17 protein-coding genes are annotated in these 17,183 nt (G+C 60.4%); 12 read left to right on the top strand and 5 right to left on the bottom strand.

Translation table 11 applies throughout. The features are described 5' to 3' along the window. Positions 1 to 92 precede the first annotated feature (92 nt). Genes CXK91_RS21315 through CXK91_RS21305 form a run of 3 tightly spaced genes read left to right on the top strand, consistent with a single transcriptional unit; the run spans position 93 to position 2,793 of the window. Positions 93 to 1,130: a FecCD family ABC transporter permease gene (locus CXK91_RS21315; RefSeq protein WP_103458078.1), complete on the top strand. Its 1,038-nt coding sequence runs from the start codon at positions 93 to 95 to the stop codon at positions 1,128 to 1,130. A 5-nt stretch (positions 1,131 to 1,135) separates the two neighbouring features. Beyond that, on the top strand, positions 1,136 to 1,897 hold the full coding sequence (locus CXK91_RS21310; protein ID WP_423834297.1) for a heme ABC transporter ATP-binding protein: 762 nt from the start codon (positions 1,136 to 1,138) through the stop codon (positions 1,895 to 1,897). 11 nt (positions 1,898 to 1,908) lie between these two features. Then, positions 1,909 to 2,793, top strand: coding sequence for a ChaN family lipoprotein (locus CXK91_RS21305; protein ID WP_103458008.1), 885 nt, complete (start codon positions 1,909 to 1,911; stop codon positions 2,791 to 2,793). Between the two features lie 216 nt (positions 2,794 to 3,009). Here the strand turns inward: CXK91_RS21305 and CXK91_RS21300 are convergent, their stop codons facing one another. The 4 genes from CXK91_RS21300 to CXK91_RS21285 all read right to left on the bottom strand — a co-directional run bounded on the left by CXK91_RS21300 (position 3,010) and on the right by CXK91_RS21285 (position 6,621). Continuing rightward, a complete protein-coding gene (locus CXK91_RS21300; RefSeq protein WP_103458007.1) occupies positions 3,010 to 3,807 on the bottom strand; it encodes a Crp/Fnr family transcriptional regulator in 798 nt (265 codons plus the stop codon). Positions 3,808 to 3,917: 110 nt separating this feature from the next. Next, the gene (locus CXK91_RS21295; protein WP_103458006.1) at positions 3,918 to 4,181 is read right to left on the bottom strand and encodes a TfoX/Sxy family protein; all 264 of its coding nucleotides are present in this window, start codon (positions 4,179 to 4,181) and stop codon (positions 3,918 to 3,920) included. An 18-nt stretch (positions 4,182 to 4,199) separates the two neighbouring features. Further along, the gene (locus CXK91_RS21290) at positions 4,200 to 4,985 is read right to left on the bottom strand and encodes a class I SAM-dependent methyltransferase (protein WP_103458005.1); all 786 of its coding nucleotides are present in this window, start codon (positions 4,983 to 4,985) and stop codon (positions 4,200 to 4,202) included. 73 nt (positions 4,986 to 5,058) lie between these two features. Continuing rightward, entirely contained in the window at positions 5,059 to 6,621 is a 1,563-nt protein-coding gene (locus CXK91_RS21285) for an AAA family ATPase (protein ID WP_103458077.1), read from the bottom strand. A gap of 158 nt (positions 6,622 to 6,779) precedes the next feature. On the opposite strand from CXK91_RS21285, the gene mrcB reads away from it, so the two are divergent. From mrcB to CXK91_RS21270, 3 genes are all read left to right on the top strand, one after another. Continuing rightward, positions 6,780 to 9,092: a penicillin-binding protein 1B gene (gene mrcB / locus CXK91_RS21280; RefSeq protein ID WP_103458004.1), complete on the top strand. Its 2,313-nt coding sequence runs from the start codon at positions 6,780 to 6,782 to the stop codon at positions 9,090 to 9,092. Between the two features lie 65 nt (positions 9,093 to 9,157). Next, complete coding sequence (locus tag CXK91_RS21275) at positions 9,158 to 9,859, top strand: tetratricopeptide repeat protein (RefSeq protein WP_103458076.1); 702 nt, start codon at positions 9,158 to 9,160, stop codon at positions 9,857 to 9,859. Beyond that, on the top strand, positions 9,859 to 10,194 hold the full coding sequence (locus tag CXK91_RS21270; RefSeq protein WP_103458003.1) for a YqcC family protein: 336 nt from the start codon (positions 9,859 to 9,861) through the stop codon (positions 10,192 to 10,194). Before CXK91_RS21275 ends, CXK91_RS21270 begins: the two co-directional genes overlap by 1 nt. Before the next feature lie 32 nt (positions 10,195 to 10,226). Here CXK91_RS21270 and CXK91_RS21265 read toward each other — a convergent pair whose 3' ends face one another. Beyond that, positions 10,227 to 10,664 carry a DUF4124 domain-containing protein gene (locus CXK91_RS21265; RefSeq protein WP_103458002.1) on the bottom strand — a complete coding sequence of 146 codons (438 nt, stop codon included), beginning with the start codon at positions 10,662 to 10,664 and terminating at the stop codon, positions 10,227 to 10,229. A 407-nt stretch (positions 10,665 to 11,071) separates the two neighbouring features. Here CXK91_RS21265 and CXK91_RS21260 point away from each other — a divergent pair, with 407 nt between their 5' ends. From CXK91_RS21260 to msrQ, 6 genes are all read left to right on the top strand, one after another. Further along, the gene (locus tag CXK91_RS21260; RefSeq protein WP_103458075.1) at positions 11,072 to 12,796 is read left to right on the top strand and encodes an acetolactate synthase 3 large subunit; all 1,725 of its coding nucleotides are present in this window, start codon (positions 11,072 to 11,074) and stop codon (positions 12,794 to 12,796) included. A gap of 2 nt (positions 12,797 to 12,798) precedes the next feature. After that, positions 12,799 to 13,290 carry an acetolactate synthase small subunit gene (ilvN, locus tag CXK91_RS21255; protein WP_003279875.1) on the top strand — a complete coding sequence of 164 codons (492 nt, stop codon included), beginning with the start codon at positions 12,799 to 12,801 and terminating at the stop codon, positions 13,288 to 13,290. A gap of 78 nt (positions 13,291 to 13,368) precedes the next feature. Beyond that, on the top strand, positions 13,369 to 14,385 hold the full coding sequence (gene ilvC, locus CXK91_RS21250; RefSeq protein WP_103458001.1) for a ketol-acid reductoisomerase: 1,017 nt from the start codon (positions 13,369 to 13,371) through the stop codon (positions 14,383 to 14,385). Positions 14,386 to 14,537: 152 nt separating this feature from the next. Then, on the top strand, positions 14,538 to 15,377 hold the full coding sequence (gene pssA / locus CXK91_RS21245) for a CDP-diacylglycerol--serine O-phosphatidyltransferase (protein WP_103458000.1): 840 nt from the start codon (positions 14,538 to 14,540) through the stop codon (positions 15,375 to 15,377). Positions 15,378 to 15,431: 54 nt separating this feature from the next. Next, a complete protein-coding gene (gene msrP, locus CXK91_RS21240; protein ID WP_103457999.1) occupies positions 15,432 to 16,439 on the top strand; it encodes a protein-methionine-sulfoxide reductase catalytic subunit MsrP in 1,008 nt (335 codons plus the stop codon). Then, on the top strand, positions 16,439 to 17,056 hold the full coding sequence (gene msrQ, locus CXK91_RS21235) for a protein-methionine-sulfoxide reductase heme-binding subunit MsrQ (protein WP_103457998.1): 618 nt from the start codon (positions 16,439 to 16,441) through the stop codon (positions 17,054 to 17,056). Before msrP ends, msrQ begins: the two co-directional genes overlap by 1 nt. The last annotated feature ends 127 nt before the right edge of the window (positions 17,057 to 17,183 follow it).

The following is a 17,183-nucleotide window of genomic DNA, read 5'->3' as shown; positions in this document are numbered from 1 at the left end:
ATGATGTGCAGCCTGATAATCTTCGCCGGGCTGGCGGCCCCAGCAGCGTGCTCTTATTCTTCGCCGCTCATATCGCTTGGCAACGCAATCCGATGGGTAGTCCGATTCCCGCGCGCTTTCTGTTTTTCGTCCTTGGCTTGTTGCTGCTGGTCGCCATATGGCTATCGCTGGCGTTGGGGCCGCTGAGCCTGACGATGGGCGACAGCCTTGCTGCGGCATTGCGGCTAATCGGCGTGCCGATCGACCCTTCCGGGCTCGAGCAGGCAGAGCTGATTCTCGCGCAGATCCGTCTGCCGCGTACGTTGCTGGGGTGTGCGGCCGGTGCAGTGCTAGCGCTTTGCGGCGTAGCGATGCAGGGCCTGTTTCGCAACCCCCTGGCGGATCCGGGGTTGGTCGGGGTTTCCAGCGGTGCGGCACTCGGCGCGGCTGTGGCGATCGTCGGTAGCACATTCGTTCCTGCGTTGCCCCTGGTGCTGGAGCCTTATGTGCTGTCGGTATTCGCTTTCGTCGGGGGGCTGGGCGTGACCTTGCTGGTCTACCGGCTGGGACGCCGTGATGGCCAGACCCACGTGGCCACGATGCTACTGGCCGGCATCGCACTGACGGCGCTAGCCGGTGCCGTCGTCGGGTTGTTCACCTACCTCGCCGACGATCGGACGCTGCGCTCGCTGACCTTCTGGAATCTCGGCAGCCTGAATGGCGCCAGCTACGCACGGTTATGGCCGTTGCTGCTTATTACCGCTGCGGTTGCGCTTTGGCTGCCGCAGCGGGCGAAGGCCTTGAATGCGCTGTTGCTGGGCGAGTCCGAAGCGCGCCATTTGGGCTTCGACATCGAGCGAATCAAGCGCGAGCTAGTGGTGTGTACGGCACTGGGCGTCGGTGCTGCGGTTGCGGCCGCGGGCCTGATTGGCTTTATCGGGTTGGTGGTCCCGCATTTAATGCGCTTGGTGGTGGGGCCCGATCACCGTCTGCTGTTACCGGCTTCGGCGCTTGCCGGCGCCAGTCTGCTACTACTCGCCGATATTGCAGCGCGGCTGGTGATTGCGCCTGCCGAGCTGCCGATAGGCATCGTCACTGCGTTGCTCGGCGCGCCTTTCTTTCTTTATCTGCTGCTGCGGGAGCGCGTCTGATGCTGGTGGGTACTGACCTGACGGTGCAGCGAGGCGCGATAACGGCTCTGCAGGGCGTTTCGCTCGAGCTGCGGCCAGGACAGGTTTTCGGCGTGCTGGGCCCGAACGGTGCAGGCAAGAGCACGCTGCTTGGGACGCTGTCCGGTGAAATCAGACCATCCATGGGGCACGTGTCGCTGCAAGGGCGAGCGCTTGGCGAGTGGCCGGACGTGGAGCGCGCGCGCTGCCTGGCCGTGTTGCCGCAAAGCTCGACGCTCAGCTTCGCCTTCCGGGTCGTGGATGTGGTCGCCATGGGCCGTCTGCCCCATCGTAGCGGGCGTGCGGTCGATGCCGCCGTTGTCTCAGCCGCACTCGTTGCTGCTGACGCGCAGCATCTTGCCGGCCGCAGCTACCTTAAACTGTCCGGCGGCGAACGCCAGCGTGTACATCTTGCCCGGGTGCTGGCGCAGCTGTGGCCGGGCGGGGCAGGGCAAGTACTGCTGCTCGACGAGCCTACGTCGATGCTCGACCCTGCACATCAGCACAGCATTCTCCAGGCAGTAAGGGGCTTTGCCGAGCAAGGCGGAGCCGCCCTGGTAATCCTGCATGACCTTAATCTGGCCGCGCGTTACTGTGATTGTCTATTGCTGTTGAGGGCTGGCCGGTCGATCGCTGCTGGTTCACCTGATGAGGTGCTGCGGGCCGAGCCGCTGCGGACCGTATTCGGTCTGGATGTGCTGGTCCAACGTCATCCTGAGCTCGGTCACCCGCTGATCATCGCTCGCTAAGGAGGTCCGCTGTGCGAATTATTGTGTTGCTGGTATTGGGGCTGCTTGCGGGATGCCATTCCCTGCCACCTCTGCCCGAGTGGCAAAGTCCGGAGGGGCGTGCGCATCCCGACTTGGGTCTGATCGTCGATCTGCGTAGAAATGCCGTTCTCGGCCCCGCGCAGCTGGTGGCGCAACTCCAGATTTATGACGGTCTGCTGGTCGGCGAACGGCACGACAATCCCGACCATCACGCACTGCAACTCTGGTTGCTACGAGCGCTGGAGGGCGAGCGTCCGCAAGGCAGTCTGCTGCTGGAGATGCTTGAGCCTGATCAGCAACCGCGAGTCGATGCGGTGCGCCGCGAGATGCGTGATCGTCGCGAGCCTGCCGATCTTCCCAAGGCGCTTGGCTGGCAGAAAGGCTGGGACTGGAGCCTGTACGGAGCGCTGGTCAGCCATGCGCTCGCTCAGTCGTACCCATTGCTGCATGCCAACCTTGGGCGTGACGAAATCATGTCGATCTATCGCTCCGTGCCACCCCTGCAGGGACGCGCATCTGCAACCCCTGGGGTAAGCAATGCACTGTTGGCGCAAATCGAGGTTTCTCACTGTGGCATGTTGCCCGCATCCCAGCTGCCGGCAATGCTGGCGGTGCAGCAGCAACGTGATCGGCGCATGGCTGAGCAGATGGTTGCTGCACCGAAGCCCGCGATGCTGCTAGCCGGCGCGTTCCATGTGCGGCGTGATCTGGGCGTGCCGTTGCATATCGCGGATCTGTCAGGGGAGCGGGTAGGTGTGCTGATGCTTGCCGAGGTGGGGGAGACGGTAACCGCAGCGCAGGCCGATTACGTCTGGTACACCGCAGCGCAGCCAGAGCAGGATCACTGCGAGCAACTGCGCCAACATGGAAAGTAGAAGAGGCCGAGTTTTCTGCAGGCAAAAAAAGACCCGGCAGAGCCGGGTCAAAACCGTGATTAGCCTGATGAGGAGATAACCTGAAGGATCGACTGCCTGAGCCTTCAGCTATCGGCTGACCTCGCGATCAGTTGCGATAATAATAACAATTCTCATTTCTGCGTCAACAGGCTTTCGTAAAAATATTTGTTGCGCAGCAAAAACGGCCCGTCCGCCTCAAACGGCAACATTGACGCGCAGGTGGGTGACTTCCTTGTTAAGCAGGTCGATGCGCCGTGCCATGCTCTCAATAAGGCTGTGGGCAATTCGCGGATTGCTCTGCGTCAGACCTAGGAACTGCTCCTTCGGAATCACCATGACCGTACAGGGCTCGCTGGCGACTACCGTAGCGCTACGCCGCTCGCGGGTGAAGACCGCCATGGCACCAAAGATCTCGTCTTTTTGTACGTCACCCACTTTTTGTCCATCGACTACAGCCTCGGCATGGCCTTCAATGATGATGAACACGTTGTCTGCCTCGTCTCCTTGGTGAATCAGTTCTTCACCGACGGCGAAATGCTTGAAGCCGGTAGCCGGTCGAATCTCCGGTTGCTTCAGGCGCGCTAGGGCATCGCCGAGCAGTGCTGTATGTCCGATCAGGTACTGAGTGAACAACTCCTGGCGATGCTCGTCAGCGTGAATGTGCTGAAATACTGCATTGCGCGAGTAGGGGATCAGGCTGATGGGTTCATCGCTGCAATAGCGGCAATCTGGCAGATCGCCTGACTGGCGCAGCCCCACGAGGTCACCCTCCTGTAGGTAGAACAGTGCCTTATCGTCGATCAGCGCATGCAGCAGCCCGGTCTCGATGATGAACAGTTGTTGCGCCGGAAGCTCGGCGCACAGGTTATCGGTGTGTTTGAGTTCAAGATTGGGCCCCGAGGGCGACAAGCCTTCCAGCAATTGGCAAGGAATTGTTTGCAGGCGATTGATCAGGCGATCGGCGTACGCCGGTTGCTCCCCGAGTAAATACATGTCGGTAATCCTTGAACGAACGGGCAGACGATTGGCAGGGTCACGTCGGCGCACAATAGGCTCGGGTGAGGGCTGAGTAAATCTCGCCGAGCAGAGGTTGTGAGCTAGCTCTAGTTGTCGGGATTGGTGCCAAGATTTCGATTGAGCTCTTCCTTCAAGGGCGCCGGCAGCTGCTGCCAGGGCATGTCGCGCAGCGCGCCTTCGATGGCATACAGCAGTACCTTCGAGGCGCCGAAGCCGCGCGACTTTACTGCGAGATAGGAGCTAACCGCGCCGAGCCTGCGCAAATCCGCAGCCGTATGGATGCCTGATGCGTGCAGCCATTGCACCGATGTCTTGCCGAGATTGCGGAGCGAAAGCAGTTCGTCGTGCATGGTGGCGTCCTTGCGGTGCTAGCGGTTGGGGAAGCCCGTCAGAAAGTGTAGCGGCCAGCGGATGATTCGCCGCCGTTCGGCAGGGCCCCAGGCCGACGACAACCGAGCCTCGATCATTGCAATGGGATCGCGATCATGCCGCTGTCGCCACAGCTTCACAGCTGACCATGTACCTAAATAGCCGATCAGCTCAGAGAGATTCCAACACGCTTCGAGTGCGAACGCTGGGGTTTCGATGCTCTCGAATGGAGCCTGGATATCGCTGTAACCAGCGTCGACGCTGGAGCGACCGGCTGGCCAGTAGCCCGAGAGGGTTTCGCTGTACAGCGTGCGGATCACCGCATCCACCTCTGCCGATACCTCCAGCAGGCTGTAGCACCAAGCGCAGAATAGGCCGTTCGGTTTCAGCGCGAATTGCGCCTGGGCGAAGAATGTGGGAGTGGCAAACCAGTGCAACGCTTGTGCGACTACCAGCAGATCCAGCTGGTTGCGACGCAACGGCAGGTATTCCGCTTCGGCGACGAAACGCCGGACGCCCGACCAGTCGCCTACGGCGCTGAGCTGCTTGGTGCTGGCATCGCACGCCAAGACGCGACGAAAGTGTCCTATTAGCGGGATGCTGGCTTGTCCGTTACCTGCTGCGAGATCCAGCGCTGTGTCGGTCGCTACGCACTGGCTTGCGAGCCATGTGAAAAGCGCCTCGGGGTAAGTCGGACGGAAGCGTGCATAGTCGACGGATCGGCTAGAGAACAGCTGGACGCTGTCGCTGGCTGGGTTGGGCGTAGGTGCTTCACGGGCAGACATGGTGGTGTTCCATGATTGGAATACCGAGAGTATAGAAGCACCGCCGCACTCTGCTGGCGGCGGTGCGCGGCCGTCAGAGCCCCGGCAGGTGCTGGCGGATGCTGGCGACCAGCTCGTCAAGGCTGCCGGCGTCCTGCGTGTCGACCCGGCGGCTGTGCAGCCGCTCGCGTTCGCTCAGTTCTTCGCGGCTGGCCTGCTGGGCATGCACCACTTCCATGGTCGCGTCAGATGGATCGAGTCCCTCGGCCTGGCGTTGCGCCAACCACTGGGCGATCACCGCATCGGGAGCCTGGCAGTCAAGAATCAGGAAGGGCACACCGGTGGCCTCGGCCGCCTGCCATGCATCCTGACGCTGCTGTAGTTTCAGGTATGCCGCGTCGATCACCACGGAGAAGCCTGCCTGCAGTGCGGTGGTCGCCAGCTGGTGCAGATGCCGATAGGTCTCGTCGCTGGCCTGCTGGCTATAAATGCCGGTATCCAGCTGGCCCTGCTGTGCCTGGGACTGCTCGCCGTGCAAGCGCTTGCGTTCGACATCCGAGCGCAGGCGTATTGCGCCAAGAGCCTCCACCAGGCGCAGTGCGACGTGGCTTTTGCCTACAGCCGACACGCCGTGGGTGATTGCGAGAAAGCGCGAGGGAATGGCGCTGTAACTCTCGGCCAAATTGGCATAGCTGCGGTACTGGCGCACGATCACCTTGCGTTGCACGGCGTCCTGCTCCTGATACAGGCGGAACAGGCTGACCTTCGCGCGCACCAGTGCGCGATAGGCTTTGTACAAATTCAGCAGCGCCAGTGCCGCATAGTCACCGGTGTGCTCGAACCAGCCATTGATGAAACGGCGCGCCTGGCACTTCAGACCGCGATCTTCGAGATCCATCGCCAGGAACGCGGCATCCGAGGCGATATCGATCAGGCGAAACGGCTCGTTGAACTCGATGCAGTCGAACAGCACGACCTTGCCATCAATCAACGTGGCGTTGCCCAGGTGAAGGTCACCGTGGCACTCACGCACGAAGCCCTGCTGGCAGCGCTGATCGAGCAGTGGGCGCAGACGCTCAACACTGGTTTCGGTCCACTCCTCGAGCGCGTCCAGCTGGCGCAGATCCGCCGCTTCGCTTAGCAGGGGGCGGATCTGCTCGAAGTTCTGCCGCATTGGCGCGACGATCGCGTCGGCGCTTCGTAGTGCATGACCCGCAGGTACTTGAGGGGTGCTTTGGTGAAAGTGAGCGATTTGCTCGGCCAGCGCGTCGATGTGCGCATCCGTCAGCTCACCGCGTGCCTGCAATTCGGCCAGCAGTTGGGTCTGCGGAAACTCGCGCATCTTCAATGCATACTCGAAGGGCTCGCCAGCACCGTTGATCTCTGGTGCACCCGGCGAGCCGCTGATGGGCAACACTTCGAGATACAGGTCCGGCGCCATGCGTTGATTAAGGCGCAGCTCCTCTTCGCAGAAATGCTTGCGCGCCGCGAGATCGGTGAAGTTGAGAAAGCCGAAGTCCACCGGCTTCTTGATCTTGTAGGCGTACGTGCCGGTGAGGATCACCCAGGAAATATGGGTTTCGATGACCCTGCATTCCTCGGCAGGGTGCGGGTACAGCGCAGGATTCTGCAGCGCGGCGATCAGTGCTTGGCTCACGGTCATTCCTTGTTGAAGTTCTTGAACGGGCGTGCGAGTCCACTGCAAAGCAGTTCACACAGTCGAAAAGTCGCTGGCATTATGGCCGCTGAGCGTTGCACTGCAAACTGCTGAGAGGCCGTCGGTCCGCCGCGGCAAAGTGCGTATAATGCGCCGCCATGACTAAACCTCGCTCCTCTCGTACACGCTCCAAGCGCCGCTCTGCAGGCGCTCGCCCCTGGTTGGGCTGGGCGGTCAAATTGTCCATTGTCGGCCTGGTGATCCTGGCCGGTTTCGCTATTTATCTCGATGCCGTGGTGCAGGAGAAATTCTCCGGCAAGCGCTGGACGATTCCGGCCAAGGTCTATGCGCGGCCGCTTGAGTTGTTCGTAGGACAGAAACTGGACAAGAACGACTTCCTGGCAGAACTGGACGCGCTGGGCTATCGCCGCGAAAAAGCAGTCAGCGGCCCTGGAGGCGCTTCCGTTGCGGGCAACGACATCGAATTGCATACCCGTGGCTTTCAGTTCTATGAGGGCGCCGAGCAGTCACAACGGCTGCGGGTGCGCTTCTCGGGCGACTTCGTCGCCGGCCTGACTGCTGGCAACGGCAGTACCACACCGGTTGCTCGTCTCGAGCCGGTGCTGATTGGTGGGTTGTACCCTGCGCATAACGAGGACCGGATCCTGATCAAGCTCGATCAGGTGCCGCCGTATCTGATCGAGACGCTGGTCGCGGTGGAGGATCGGGAGTTCTTCAATCACTTCGGCGTGTCGCCCAAGTCCATCGCTCGTGCGGTCTGGGTCAACCTGACTGCAGGCCAGGTCCGGCAGGGTGGCAGCACCCTCACTCAGCAGCTGGTGAAGAACTTTTACCTGACCAACGAGCGTAGCCTCAATCGCAAGGCCACCGAGGCGATGATGGCGGTGCTGCTGGAGTTGCACTATGGCAAAGAGGAAATCCTCGAGGCCTATCTGAATGAAGTGTTCCTCGGTCAGGATGGGCGACGTGCGGTGCATGGCTTCGGTCTGGCAAGTCAGTACTTCTTCGGGCAACCGTTGGCCGAGCTGAAGCTGCCGCAAGTGGCGCTGCTGGTCGGCATGGTGAAAGGCCCGACTTACTACAATCCTCGCCGCAACCCCGAGCGGGCGTTAGAGCGACGCAATCTGGTTCTCGATCTGCTGGCTGAACAGCAGGTGGTGAGCGCTGAGGTCTTAGCCAAGGCCAAGCAGGCACCTTTGGGCGTAACCCAGCGTGGCAGCATGGCGGACAGCTCGTATCCGGCGTTCCTCGACCTCGTCAAACGCCAGCTGCGCGAGGATTATCGAGATGAGGACCTCACCGAAGAGGGGCTGCGAGTCTTCACCAGTTTCGATCCGATCCTGCAACTGAAGGCCGAGCAGGCCATGAGCGAAACGCTCAAGCGCCTCGGCAAGAGCACCGAGGGCGTTGAAGGCGCGATGATCGTGACCAACCCTGAAACCGGGGAGATCCAGGCGATGCTGGGCGGTCGCCAGCCTGGATACGCCGGCTTCAACCGGGCATTGGACGCGTCGCGGCCGATCGGCTCGCTGATCAAACCTGCCATCTACCTAGCCGCGCTTGAGAAGCCCAGCCAGTACACGCTGACCAGTCTGCTCGAAGATGAGCCCTTTTCGGTCAAGGGTGCGGACGGGCAGATATGGAAGCCACAGAACTATGGCCGTCAGGCTTACGGCACGGTCTACCTGTATCAAGCTCTCGCCAACTCCTACAACCTGTCTACCGCGCGGCTCGGGCTCGATCTCGGCGTGCCCAATGTGCTGAAGACACTCGAGCGGCTGGGCGCCTCGCCTAAGTGGCCGGCTTACCCATCGATGCTGCTCGGGGCTGGCGGGCTGCGCCCGATCGAGGTGGCTGATATGTATCAGACATTAGCCAACGGCGGCTTCAACACGCCATTGCGTGGCATTCGCAGTGTGCTGACAGCTGACGGCGAACCGCTCAAGCGGTACCCGTTCCAGATACAGCAGCGCTTCGATCCGGGCGCCATCTATCTGACCCAGTACGCCATGCAGCGCGCCATGAGCGAGGGGACCGGGCGATCCGCCTACAATCGCCTGCCGCGGTCGCTCAATCTGGCCGGCAAGACCGGCACCACTAACGACTCGCGTGACAGCTGGTTCGCCGGGTTCAGCCAGGATCTGCTGGCGGTGGTCTGGCTGGGGCGCGATGATAACGGCAAGACCTCGCTGACAGGTGCAACGGGTGCGCTTCAGGTGTGGAGTGATTTCATGCGTCGTGCTGATCCGCTGCCTCTGCAGATGCCGGTGCCGGATAATGTGGCTTATGCCTGGATAGATGCGCGAAGCGGTCTGGGCACGGATGAGCGCTGCCCTGATGCTGTGCAGATGCCCTATATTCGCGGCAGCGAGCCGGCTCCGGGGCCAGGGTGTGGTATTCAAGCTCCGGCGGAGTCGGTCATGGATTGGGTGCGTGGATGGCTGCAATAGCAGCGGCCCACGGTGCATCTCGTGCTATTTGGTTTAAGAGGTCTGAATTAGTGAACAAGCAGTGGATGACTGTTATTGCGGTCGTGGCTCTGATCCAGGGTTGTGCCACCGTGGATCGCCGTTCGATTCCCGTCGTTGATGCAGGGGCTCCCGTGTCCGAGGAGACTGCCGCCCGTCAGGGTTATCGGGCTCCAGCCACCGCCGCGCCGCGCCAGCAACAGGAGGATTCGGGCGTGGTCGTGATGGTGCCGCAGGGTAGTTCCGCGCCCCTTGAGACATTTGCCGCGCCTGACGCACCGTTCTCTGGGGCGATCGATACCACGGGTGGGACACAGCCAACGTGGCAACCCGCCCCTTCGATCTCGGCCCCGGCCAGTGCGCCTCAACCAAGCATGCCCAGTGGCATTCCCTCGTCCCGTAGTGGCCTAGCTGCCGACGAACAACTCGACGGTCCCGTGCTGGCGCTGCTGACGACTGCGCAGCAACAGCAGGGTGGTGGCGATTTGAATGGTGCTGCCTCCAGCCTTGAGCGCGCGCAGCGCATCGCTCCGCGCGAGCCCCAGGTGCTTTATCGCTTGGCCCAGGTCCGTCTGGCCCAAGGCGATGCGACTCAGGCCGAGCAGCTGTCCCGGCGTGCGCTGAGCTATGCCGGTGACCGGCCTGCCCTGCAGGCGAGTCTGTGGGAGCTGATCGCTCAGGCACGTGAACGTCAGGGTGACACCGCAGGTGCCGCTCAGGCGCGCGAGCGTGCCAAGGTCAATCTGTAATGGATCAGCGCTTGCCTGTGGTCGCTCAGCAGCTGCTGTTGATCGAGCGTGAGTTGCGGGTGCTCGGGCTGTGGCGTGTCGAGCCTCCGACGGCGGAGGCTCTGGCCAGCGTCGAGCCGTTCTGCGTAGATACGCTACGGTTCGAAGAATGGCTGCAATGGATATTCCTGCCTCGGATGAAGGCCATCGTAGAGGCGGATCATCCATTGCCGGTGGTGTCCGGCATCTGCGCGATGGCTGAGATGGTCTATCGCGACGCGCGAGTCGGGAGCCTGCTGGAAGCGTTGCGGGGCTTCGACGACCTGATCGAAGCGCCTGGCGCCTCGGAGTTATGAGGCGCTGCAGCGCGTTTCACTCAGTGGTCTGATCAATTGCAGTGTTCCGCGATTTTATCGCGGGTTTCAGCGATTCGCGTCTGCCGTTCTTCTTCGCTAATTCGCCGGGTGTCGCCATTGTCCTCGACGCGCACGCGCGGATTGTTCTGCAGTTGGGCCAGGTTCGTGCGCATGCTTTCGCAGTAACGCTTGCGCTCAGCTTCCTGAGCGGCGACCTGCTGCTTCACTTTGCGGTCAATGCTGCTTTGATCAGCCTCGCTATCGGCTTCATCCGGCGCGACGTTGTCTGGCTTTGCGGCTGGTTTCGCCGGTGCCGTTACTGTATTGACGGTTTCCACTTGCTGGCCCTGCGGCGGTTGCGCACCGAAGTGCGTGACCCCTTGGGCGTCTACCCACTTGTACACCTGGGCAGCCATGACGTTGCCGCAAAGCGCCAGTACCAAGCCGCCCGCAAGAAACATGAATCGCATGTTTTTACCTTCGTTTAAATCGAAAACCGGCGGTCACTATACCCAAAAGCCAGAGCGTTGCTTCTGCACCCCGTCACAGCTCAACGTTGCTCAAACACAACGGCAAGCTTGACTTGCTGGTGCTGAATCCGAACAATTCGAAGCTTGCTGTCCTGAGTCGCCTCGCCGCAAGCGATACCGGCTCAGTCTAGACAGACATGAGGTGCTACCCGCGCCGACCTGCATCACCCGCAACGCGTTACCTCGCGCTGGGTGGAGAGCCCGAGACACCAGGGTCTCTTCCAATACTGGCTCAGTCAGTGGCTGACGTAGTCGGCGACCACCGTCGCTCATGCCCTGCTAGCAGTAAACCTATTTCTGGCGGCTCCGACTTGGATTCGCTATCTGGCGTTTCAGAGGTGAACAACGTGGAACTCTTATCCGGCGCTGAAATGGTCGTCCGCTTCCTGCGCGACGAAGGCGTTAAGTACATCTACGGGTACCCAGGCGGTGCCGTTCTGCATATCTACGATGCGCTTTTCAAAGAAAAGTCCATCGAGCACATCCTGGTTCGCCACGAGCAGGCCGCCACTCACATGGCCGATGGCTATGCGCGCGCGACCGGCAAGGCTGGCGTGGTGCTGGTGACCTCCGGTCCAGGGGCGACTAATGCCATCACCGGTATCGCCACCGCCTTCATGGACTCGATCCCGATGGTGGTCATCTCCGGTCAGGTGCCCAGCACCATGGTCGGCACCGATGCCTTCCAGGAAACCGACATGATCGGCATCTCCCGGCCCATCGTGAAGCACAGCTTCATGATCAAACATCCTTCGGAAATCCCCGAAGTGATGAAGAAGGCGTTCTATCTCGCCGAGTCCGGGCGTCCAGGGCCGGTTGTCATCGATATCCCGAAGGATATGACCAACCCGGCCGAAAAATACGAGTACGTCTACCCGAAGAAGGCCAAGCTGCGTTCGTACAGCCCGGCCGTGCGTGGGCATTCGGGCCAGATTCGCAAGGCGGCGGAGTTGCTGCTGGGAGCCAAGCGGCCCATCATCTACGCCGGTGGCGGCGTGGTCCTGGGCAAGGCCTCGGAGCAACTGACCGAGCTGGCGAAGATGCTCAACCTGCCGGTGACCAACACCTTGATGGGCCTAGGGTGCTATCCGGGCAGCGACCGCCAGTTCGTCGGCATGCTCGGCATGCACGGCAGCTACACCGCCAACCTGGCGATGCACCACTCCGATGTGATCCTGGCTGTCGGTGCGCGCTTCGATGACCGCGTGATCAATGGTGCGACCAAGTTCTGCCCAAGCGCCAAGATCATCCACATCGACATCGATCCGGCATCTATCTCCAAGACCATCAAGGCGGACATCCCGATTGTCGGTCCGGTCGACAGCGTGCTCACCGAGATGGTCGCCATCGTCAAGGAAATCGGCCAAGTGCCGAATGCCGAGACCGTGGCCAGTTGGTGGAAGCAGATCGACGAATGGCGCGGCAATGGCCGGTTGTTCCCCTATAACGAGGGCGATGGTTCGATCATCAAGCCGCAGGCAGCTATCGAGGTGCTCTGCGAAGTGACCAAGGGTCAGGCCTATGTAACCTCGGACGTCGGTCAGCATCAGATGTTCGCCTGCCAGTACTACAAGTTCGACAAGCCCAACCGCTGGCTCAACTCGGGCGGCCTCGGCACCATGGGCTTCGGCTTGCCGGCAGCCATGGGTGTGAAGCTGAGCTTCCCCGAAGCCGATGTCGCCTGCGTTACCGGCGAGGGCAGTATCCAGATGAACATTCAGGAGCTGTCGACCTGCCTGCAGTACGACCTGCCAGTGAAGATCATCAACCTCAACAACGGTGCGTTGGGCATGGTCCGCCAGTGGCAGGACATGGTGTACAACAGTCGCTACTCGCACTCCTACATGGAGTCGCTGCCTGACTTCGTCAAGCTGGCCGAGGCTTATGGTCACGTCGGAATGCGCATTACCGACCTCAAGGACCTCAAGCCGATGATGGAAGAGGCATTCGCCATGAAGGATCGTCTGGTCTTCCTGGATATCGCTGTCGATACCGCCGAGCACGTCTACCCGATGCAGATCAAAGACGGTGCGATGCGCGACATGTGGCTGAGCAAGACGGAGCGGACCTGATCATGAGACACATCATCTCCCTGCTGATGGAAAACGAACCGGGTGCACTGTCTCGTGTGGTCGGCCTGTTTTCGCAACGCAACTACAACATCGAAAGCCTCACTGTGGCGCCGACTGAAGACCCGACGCTGTCGCGTCTGACGCTGACCACGGTAGGCCATGAGGAGGTGATCGAGCAGATCACCAAAAACCTCAACAAGCTGGTTGAAGTCGTCAAGCTGGTCGACCTGTCGGAGAGCGCTCACATCGAGCGTGAACTGATGCTTATCAAGGTCAAGGCCACAGGAGCTCAGCGCGCCGAGGTCAAGCGCACCACCGACATCTTCCGCGGGCAGATCGTCGACGTGACCACCAGCGTATATACGATTCAGCTGGCCGGAACCAGTGACAAGCTGGACAGTTTCATTCAGGCCGTTGGCACCGCTTCGATCCTGGAAGTTGTGCGCAGTGGCGTCACCGGGATCTCTCGCGGTGACAAGGTACTGAGTATCTAGTCGGCTGTCGGACACGTCGTCTCGCCAGTCAGTAACGTTTTATCGAATGGCCCACGAGGCCGGCAACAGGGGTAATTCATGAAGGTTTCTTACGATAAAGACTGCGACCTCTCCATCATTCAGGGCAAGAAGGTCGCCATCATCGGTTACGGCTCCCAGGGCCACGCTCACGCGTGCAACCTGAAGGATTCCGGCGTCGACGTCACCGTTGGCCTGCGTCCGGGCTCGTCCTCCATCGCCAAGGCTGAGGCTCATGGCCTGAAGGTCAGCGACGTGCCGGCAGCCGTTGCCGCTGCCGACTTGGTGATGATCCTGACCCCAGACGAGTTCCAGGGCCGCCTGTACAAGGACGAGATCGAGCCGAACCTGAAGCGGGGCGCTACCCTGGCCTTCGCCCATGGCTTCTCGATCCACTACAATCAGGTCGTGCCGCGCGGTGATCTGGACGTCATCATGATCGCTCCCAAGGCACCAGGTCACACCGTGCGTTCCGAGTTCGTCAAGGGTGGCGGTATTCCCGACCTGATCGCGATCTACCAGGATGCTTCCGGCAACGCCCGTAACGTCGCGCTGTCCTACGCCTGCGGCGTCGGCGGTGGTCGTACCGGCATCATCGAAACCACCTTCAAGGATGAAACCGAAACCGACCTGTTCGGCGAGCAGGCTGTTCTCTGTGGCGGTTGCGTCGAGCTGGTCAAGGCCGGCTTCGAAACGTTGGTCGAAGCTGGTTACGCGCCGGAAATGGCCTACTTCGAGTGCTTGCATGAACTGAAGCTGATCGTCGATCTGATGTTCGAAGGCGGCATCGCCAACATGAACTACTCGATCTCCAACAATGCCGAGTACGGTGAGTACGTCACCGGTCCTGAAGTCATCAACGCCGAGTCCCGCGCCGCGATGCGTAATGCCCTGAAGCGTATTCAGGATGGTGAGTACGCCAAGATGTTCATCACTGAAGGCGCGTCGAACTATCCGTCCATGACCGCCTACCGTCGCAACAATGCGGCCCACGGCATTGAAGTCGTCGGCGAGAAGCTGCGTGCGATGATGCCTTGGATTGCGGCGAACAAGATCGTCGACAAGAGCAAGAACTGATCGTTCTACTGCTCAATAAACGCGGCTTCGGCCGCGTTTTTTCGTTTTGCCTGCCAGGCTTCTGGTATAAATCGCGGGTTTGGCCAGGCTGAACCGCAGGTCTCTTGATCTGGTCGAAATCTATCCGTACCTGTTGTAGAAGGTGAATGCGCATGAGTGGACAACCCGAAGATCCGAACAAGCCAGTCGAGCCAGAGAGCATTCTGCCGATCGATGAGCATGTTGAGGAAACCCAGGAGCCTGACGGCCGCAAGGTACGGCATCGCGGCATCTATCTGCTGCCCAACCTGTTCACCACTGCCAATCTTTTCGCCGGGTTCTTTTCGATCATCACGGCTATCAACGGCAACTTCTATGTGGCCGCGGCGACCGTGTTTGTCGCGATGGTGCTCGACGGCCTGGATGGACGTGTGGCGCGCTTGACCAATACCCAGAGCGCTTTTGGTGCCGAGTACGACTCGCTGTCTGACATGGTGGCGTTTGGTCTAGCGCCCGCGGTGCTGGCTTACGAGTGGGCACTGTCCGAATTGGGAAATGTTGGCCTCACCGTTGCCTTCATCTATGTCGCGTGCGCTGCGCTGCGCCTGGCGCGTTTCAATACGCAGATCGGCAAGGTAGACAAGCGCTGGTTTATCGGCTTGGCTAGTCCGGCCGCAGCGGGTGTGGTGGCGGGCTGGGTGTGGGCTGTTTGGGCGCTAGATGATGTCGGTATCCGCGGGGGCGACTTACCGCTGGTGCTGGTAATGCTGTTTGCGCTGATGGTCGCTGCTGCCGGTTTGCTGATGGTGAGCAATATCAAGTACTACAGCTTCAAAGACTTGGATCTGAAAGGGCGTGTTCCTTTCGTAGCCATTCTGGTGGTGGTGCTTGTGTTTGCCGTAGTGTTCAGTGATCCGCCGCGTATTTTGCTGTTGATCTTCCTGGCGTATGCGGTTTCCGGCCCCGTGCAGTACTTGATGCAGTTGCGCCGTCGTAAGCGCGTCGAGGGTTGATTTTCAATCTGGCTGCGCGTATTGCTTCGTTGGAGCCAATGCGCGGAGCTGCCCATGCTTATCAGGATTCCCGCCTCCGGCGAGTGCCGTGAGTCAGAAGTAACACCCGAGCCGGCTTATTTGAGTCGCCGGCAGGTGCTTAGCGGGGCAGCGCTTTCCGGCGTTGCCATCGCAATGCCGTCTCTGGTTAATGCGTCCGAGCGCTACCCTGGCGTTACCGCGGCGACAGCGCCCAAGTGGTTCGCTGACAAATTGGCTAACACCCGTTGGCAGGCTGCCGTCCCCGATGGCGAAGCTATAACGCCTTTTACCGATGCAACTCAGTACAACAATTTCTATGAGTTCGGCCCCAATAAGGGGGACCCTGCGCGGCACGCTTCAGCTTTGAAAGTGGAGCCTTGGACGGTGCTGGTCGACGGCGAGGTGGACAGACCTGGGCGTTACTCCCTTGAGGACCTTTTCTCTGAAGGGCGGCTTGAGGAGCGCATCTATCGACTTCGCTGTGTAGAAGCGTGGTCGATGGTCATTCCGTGGCTGGGGTTCCCCCTGGCTGATCTGGTTCGTAAGATCCAACCGCATTCATCCGCCAAGTTCGTTCGCTTCGAAACCGCCTACCGCCCTGAAGAAATGCGAGGCACCCGTTCTGGGTTCGCGCTGATTGATTGGCCCTACGTTGAAGGGCTGCGAATGGACGAAGCCATGCATCCTCTGACTTTACTCGCTGTGGGCATGTACGGTCGCTCCTTGCCGAACCAGAACGGTGCGCCCCTACGGCTGGTGGTTCCGTGGAAGTACGGGTTCAAAAGCATCAAGTCGATCGTGCGCATCAGCTTCGTTCGAGATCAACCCGCGACGACCTGGCAGTCGATGGCGCCGCAAGAATATGGGTTCTATGCGAACGTGAATCCGAAAGTGTCCCACCCCCGATGGTCCCAGGCCCGTGAGCGCAGGCTTCCCGGAAGCCTGTTCAGCCCCAACTTGCGAGACACCCAGCCTTTCAATGGGTACGCCGAGCAGGTCGCCGGGCTATATAGCCCAATGGATCTCCACAAGGATTACTGATGCGCTTCCCGTTGTGGCGGCTGACGGTATTCGCTTGTGCCGCGGGCGTGCCGCTGTACTGGTTGTATCTGGCGTGGCAATTCGCACTCGGTCCTGACCCTGGAAAAGTACTGGTCGATAACCTCGGGCAGGGAGCGCTGGTCCTGCTGCTGCTGACACTATCCATGACACCCTTGCAGCGGCTGGCCGGGTGGGGTGGCTGGCTAGCCATACGGCGTCAACTTGGGCTGTGGTGCTTCACTTACGCGCTGTTGCATATAACTAGCTATCTGTACTTTCTGCTGGGTGGCGAAATCGCTCGTTTGGGCGAAGAGCTGCGGGAGCGGCCGTACATTCTTGTCGGTGGTCTCGGTTTTTTGGGGTTGACCGTTCTGGCAACGACGTCCTCCCGATGGAGCATGCGCCGTCTTGGCAGGCGCTGGAAGACAGTGCATCGGTTGGTATATGTCATCGTAATAGTCGTGTTGCTACATATGCTCTGGGTGGTCCGCGCCGACTCCGCGCGCTGGTTTCTATATGCAGGCATTGCTGCAGTGCTGCTTATCGCGCGCGTTCCGTCAGTGGCTGCGGCCCTGGTCTCCCTTCGAAGCAGAAGAAGTAAGTTGGGGAAAAACTGAAATTAACGGTTGACGGTAGTTTTCAGGCCCCTATAATGCGCACCACTTCCGGCGCAGTCCTTAAGCAAAACCTCTTGCAAATCAAAAGGTTAGCGAGATAAAAGGGTTGCACTGGTGGCGGATTCGA

Source organism: Stutzerimonas stutzeri, assembly GCF_002909485.1.
In the GTDB taxonomy this organism is placed as follows: Bacteria; Pseudomonadota; Gammaproteobacteria; order Pseudomonadales; family Pseudomonadaceae; genus Stutzerimonas; species Stutzerimonas stutzeri_AH.
The sequence above is the reverse complement of the archived record's forward strand: the minus strand, read 5'-3'. Positions and strand labels throughout refer to the sequence as shown.

What these genes read in the sequence shown, in the direction of transcription:
- CXK91_RS21290 (WP_103458005.1), bottom strand. Translation starts at nt 4,985, where the DNA reads ATGTCTGCCCGTGAAGCACCTACGCCCAACCCAGCCAGCGACAGCGTC.
- CXK91_RS21265 (WP_103458002.1), bottom strand. Translation starts at nt 10,664, where the DNA reads ATGCGATTCATGTTTCTTGCGGGCGGCTTGGTACTGGCGCTTTGCGGC.
- CXK91_RS21295 (WP_103458006.1), bottom strand. Translation starts at nt 4,181, where the DNA reads ATGCACGACGAACTGCTTTCGCTCCGCAATCTCGGCAAGACATCGGTG.
- mrcB (WP_103458004.1), top strand. Translation starts at nt 6,780, where the DNA reads ATGACTAAACCTCGCTCCTCTCGTACACGCTCCAAGCGCCGCTCTGCA.
- CXK91_RS21300 (WP_103458007.1), bottom strand. Translation starts at nt 3,807, where the DNA reads ATGTATTTACTCGGGGAGCAACCGGCGTACGCCGATCGCCTGATCAAT.
- ilvN (WP_003279875.1), top strand. Translation starts at nt 12,799, where the DNA reads ATGAGACACATCATCTCCCTGCTGATGGAAAACGAACCGGGTGCACTG.
- msrP (WP_103457999.1), top strand. Translation starts at nt 15,432, where the DNA reads ATGCTTATCAGGATTCCCGCCTCCGGCGAGTGCCGTGAGTCAGAAGTA.
- ilvC (WP_103458001.1), top strand. Translation starts at nt 13,369, where the DNA reads ATGAAGGTTTCTTACGATAAAGACTGCGACCTCTCCATCATTCAGGGC.
- CXK91_RS21270 (WP_103458003.1), top strand. Translation starts at nt 9,859, where the DNA reads ATGGATCAGCGCTTGCCTGTGGTCGCTCAGCAGCTGCTGTTGATCGAG.
- pssA (WP_103458000.1), top strand. Translation starts at nt 14,538, where the DNA reads ATGAGTGGACAACCCGAAGATCCGAACAAGCCAGTCGAGCCAGAGAGC.
- CXK91_RS21275 (WP_103458076.1), top strand. Translation starts at nt 9,158, where the DNA reads ATGACTGTTATTGCGGTCGTGGCTCTGATCCAGGGTTGTGCCACCGTG.
- CXK91_RS21315 (WP_103458078.1), top strand. Translation starts at nt 93, where the DNA reads ATGGGTAGTCCGATTCCCGCGCGCTTTCTGTTTTTCGTCCTTGGCTTG.
- msrQ (WP_103457998.1), top strand. Translation starts at nt 16,439, where the DNA reads ATGCGCTTCCCGTTGTGGCGGCTGACGGTATTCGCTTGTGCCGCGGGC.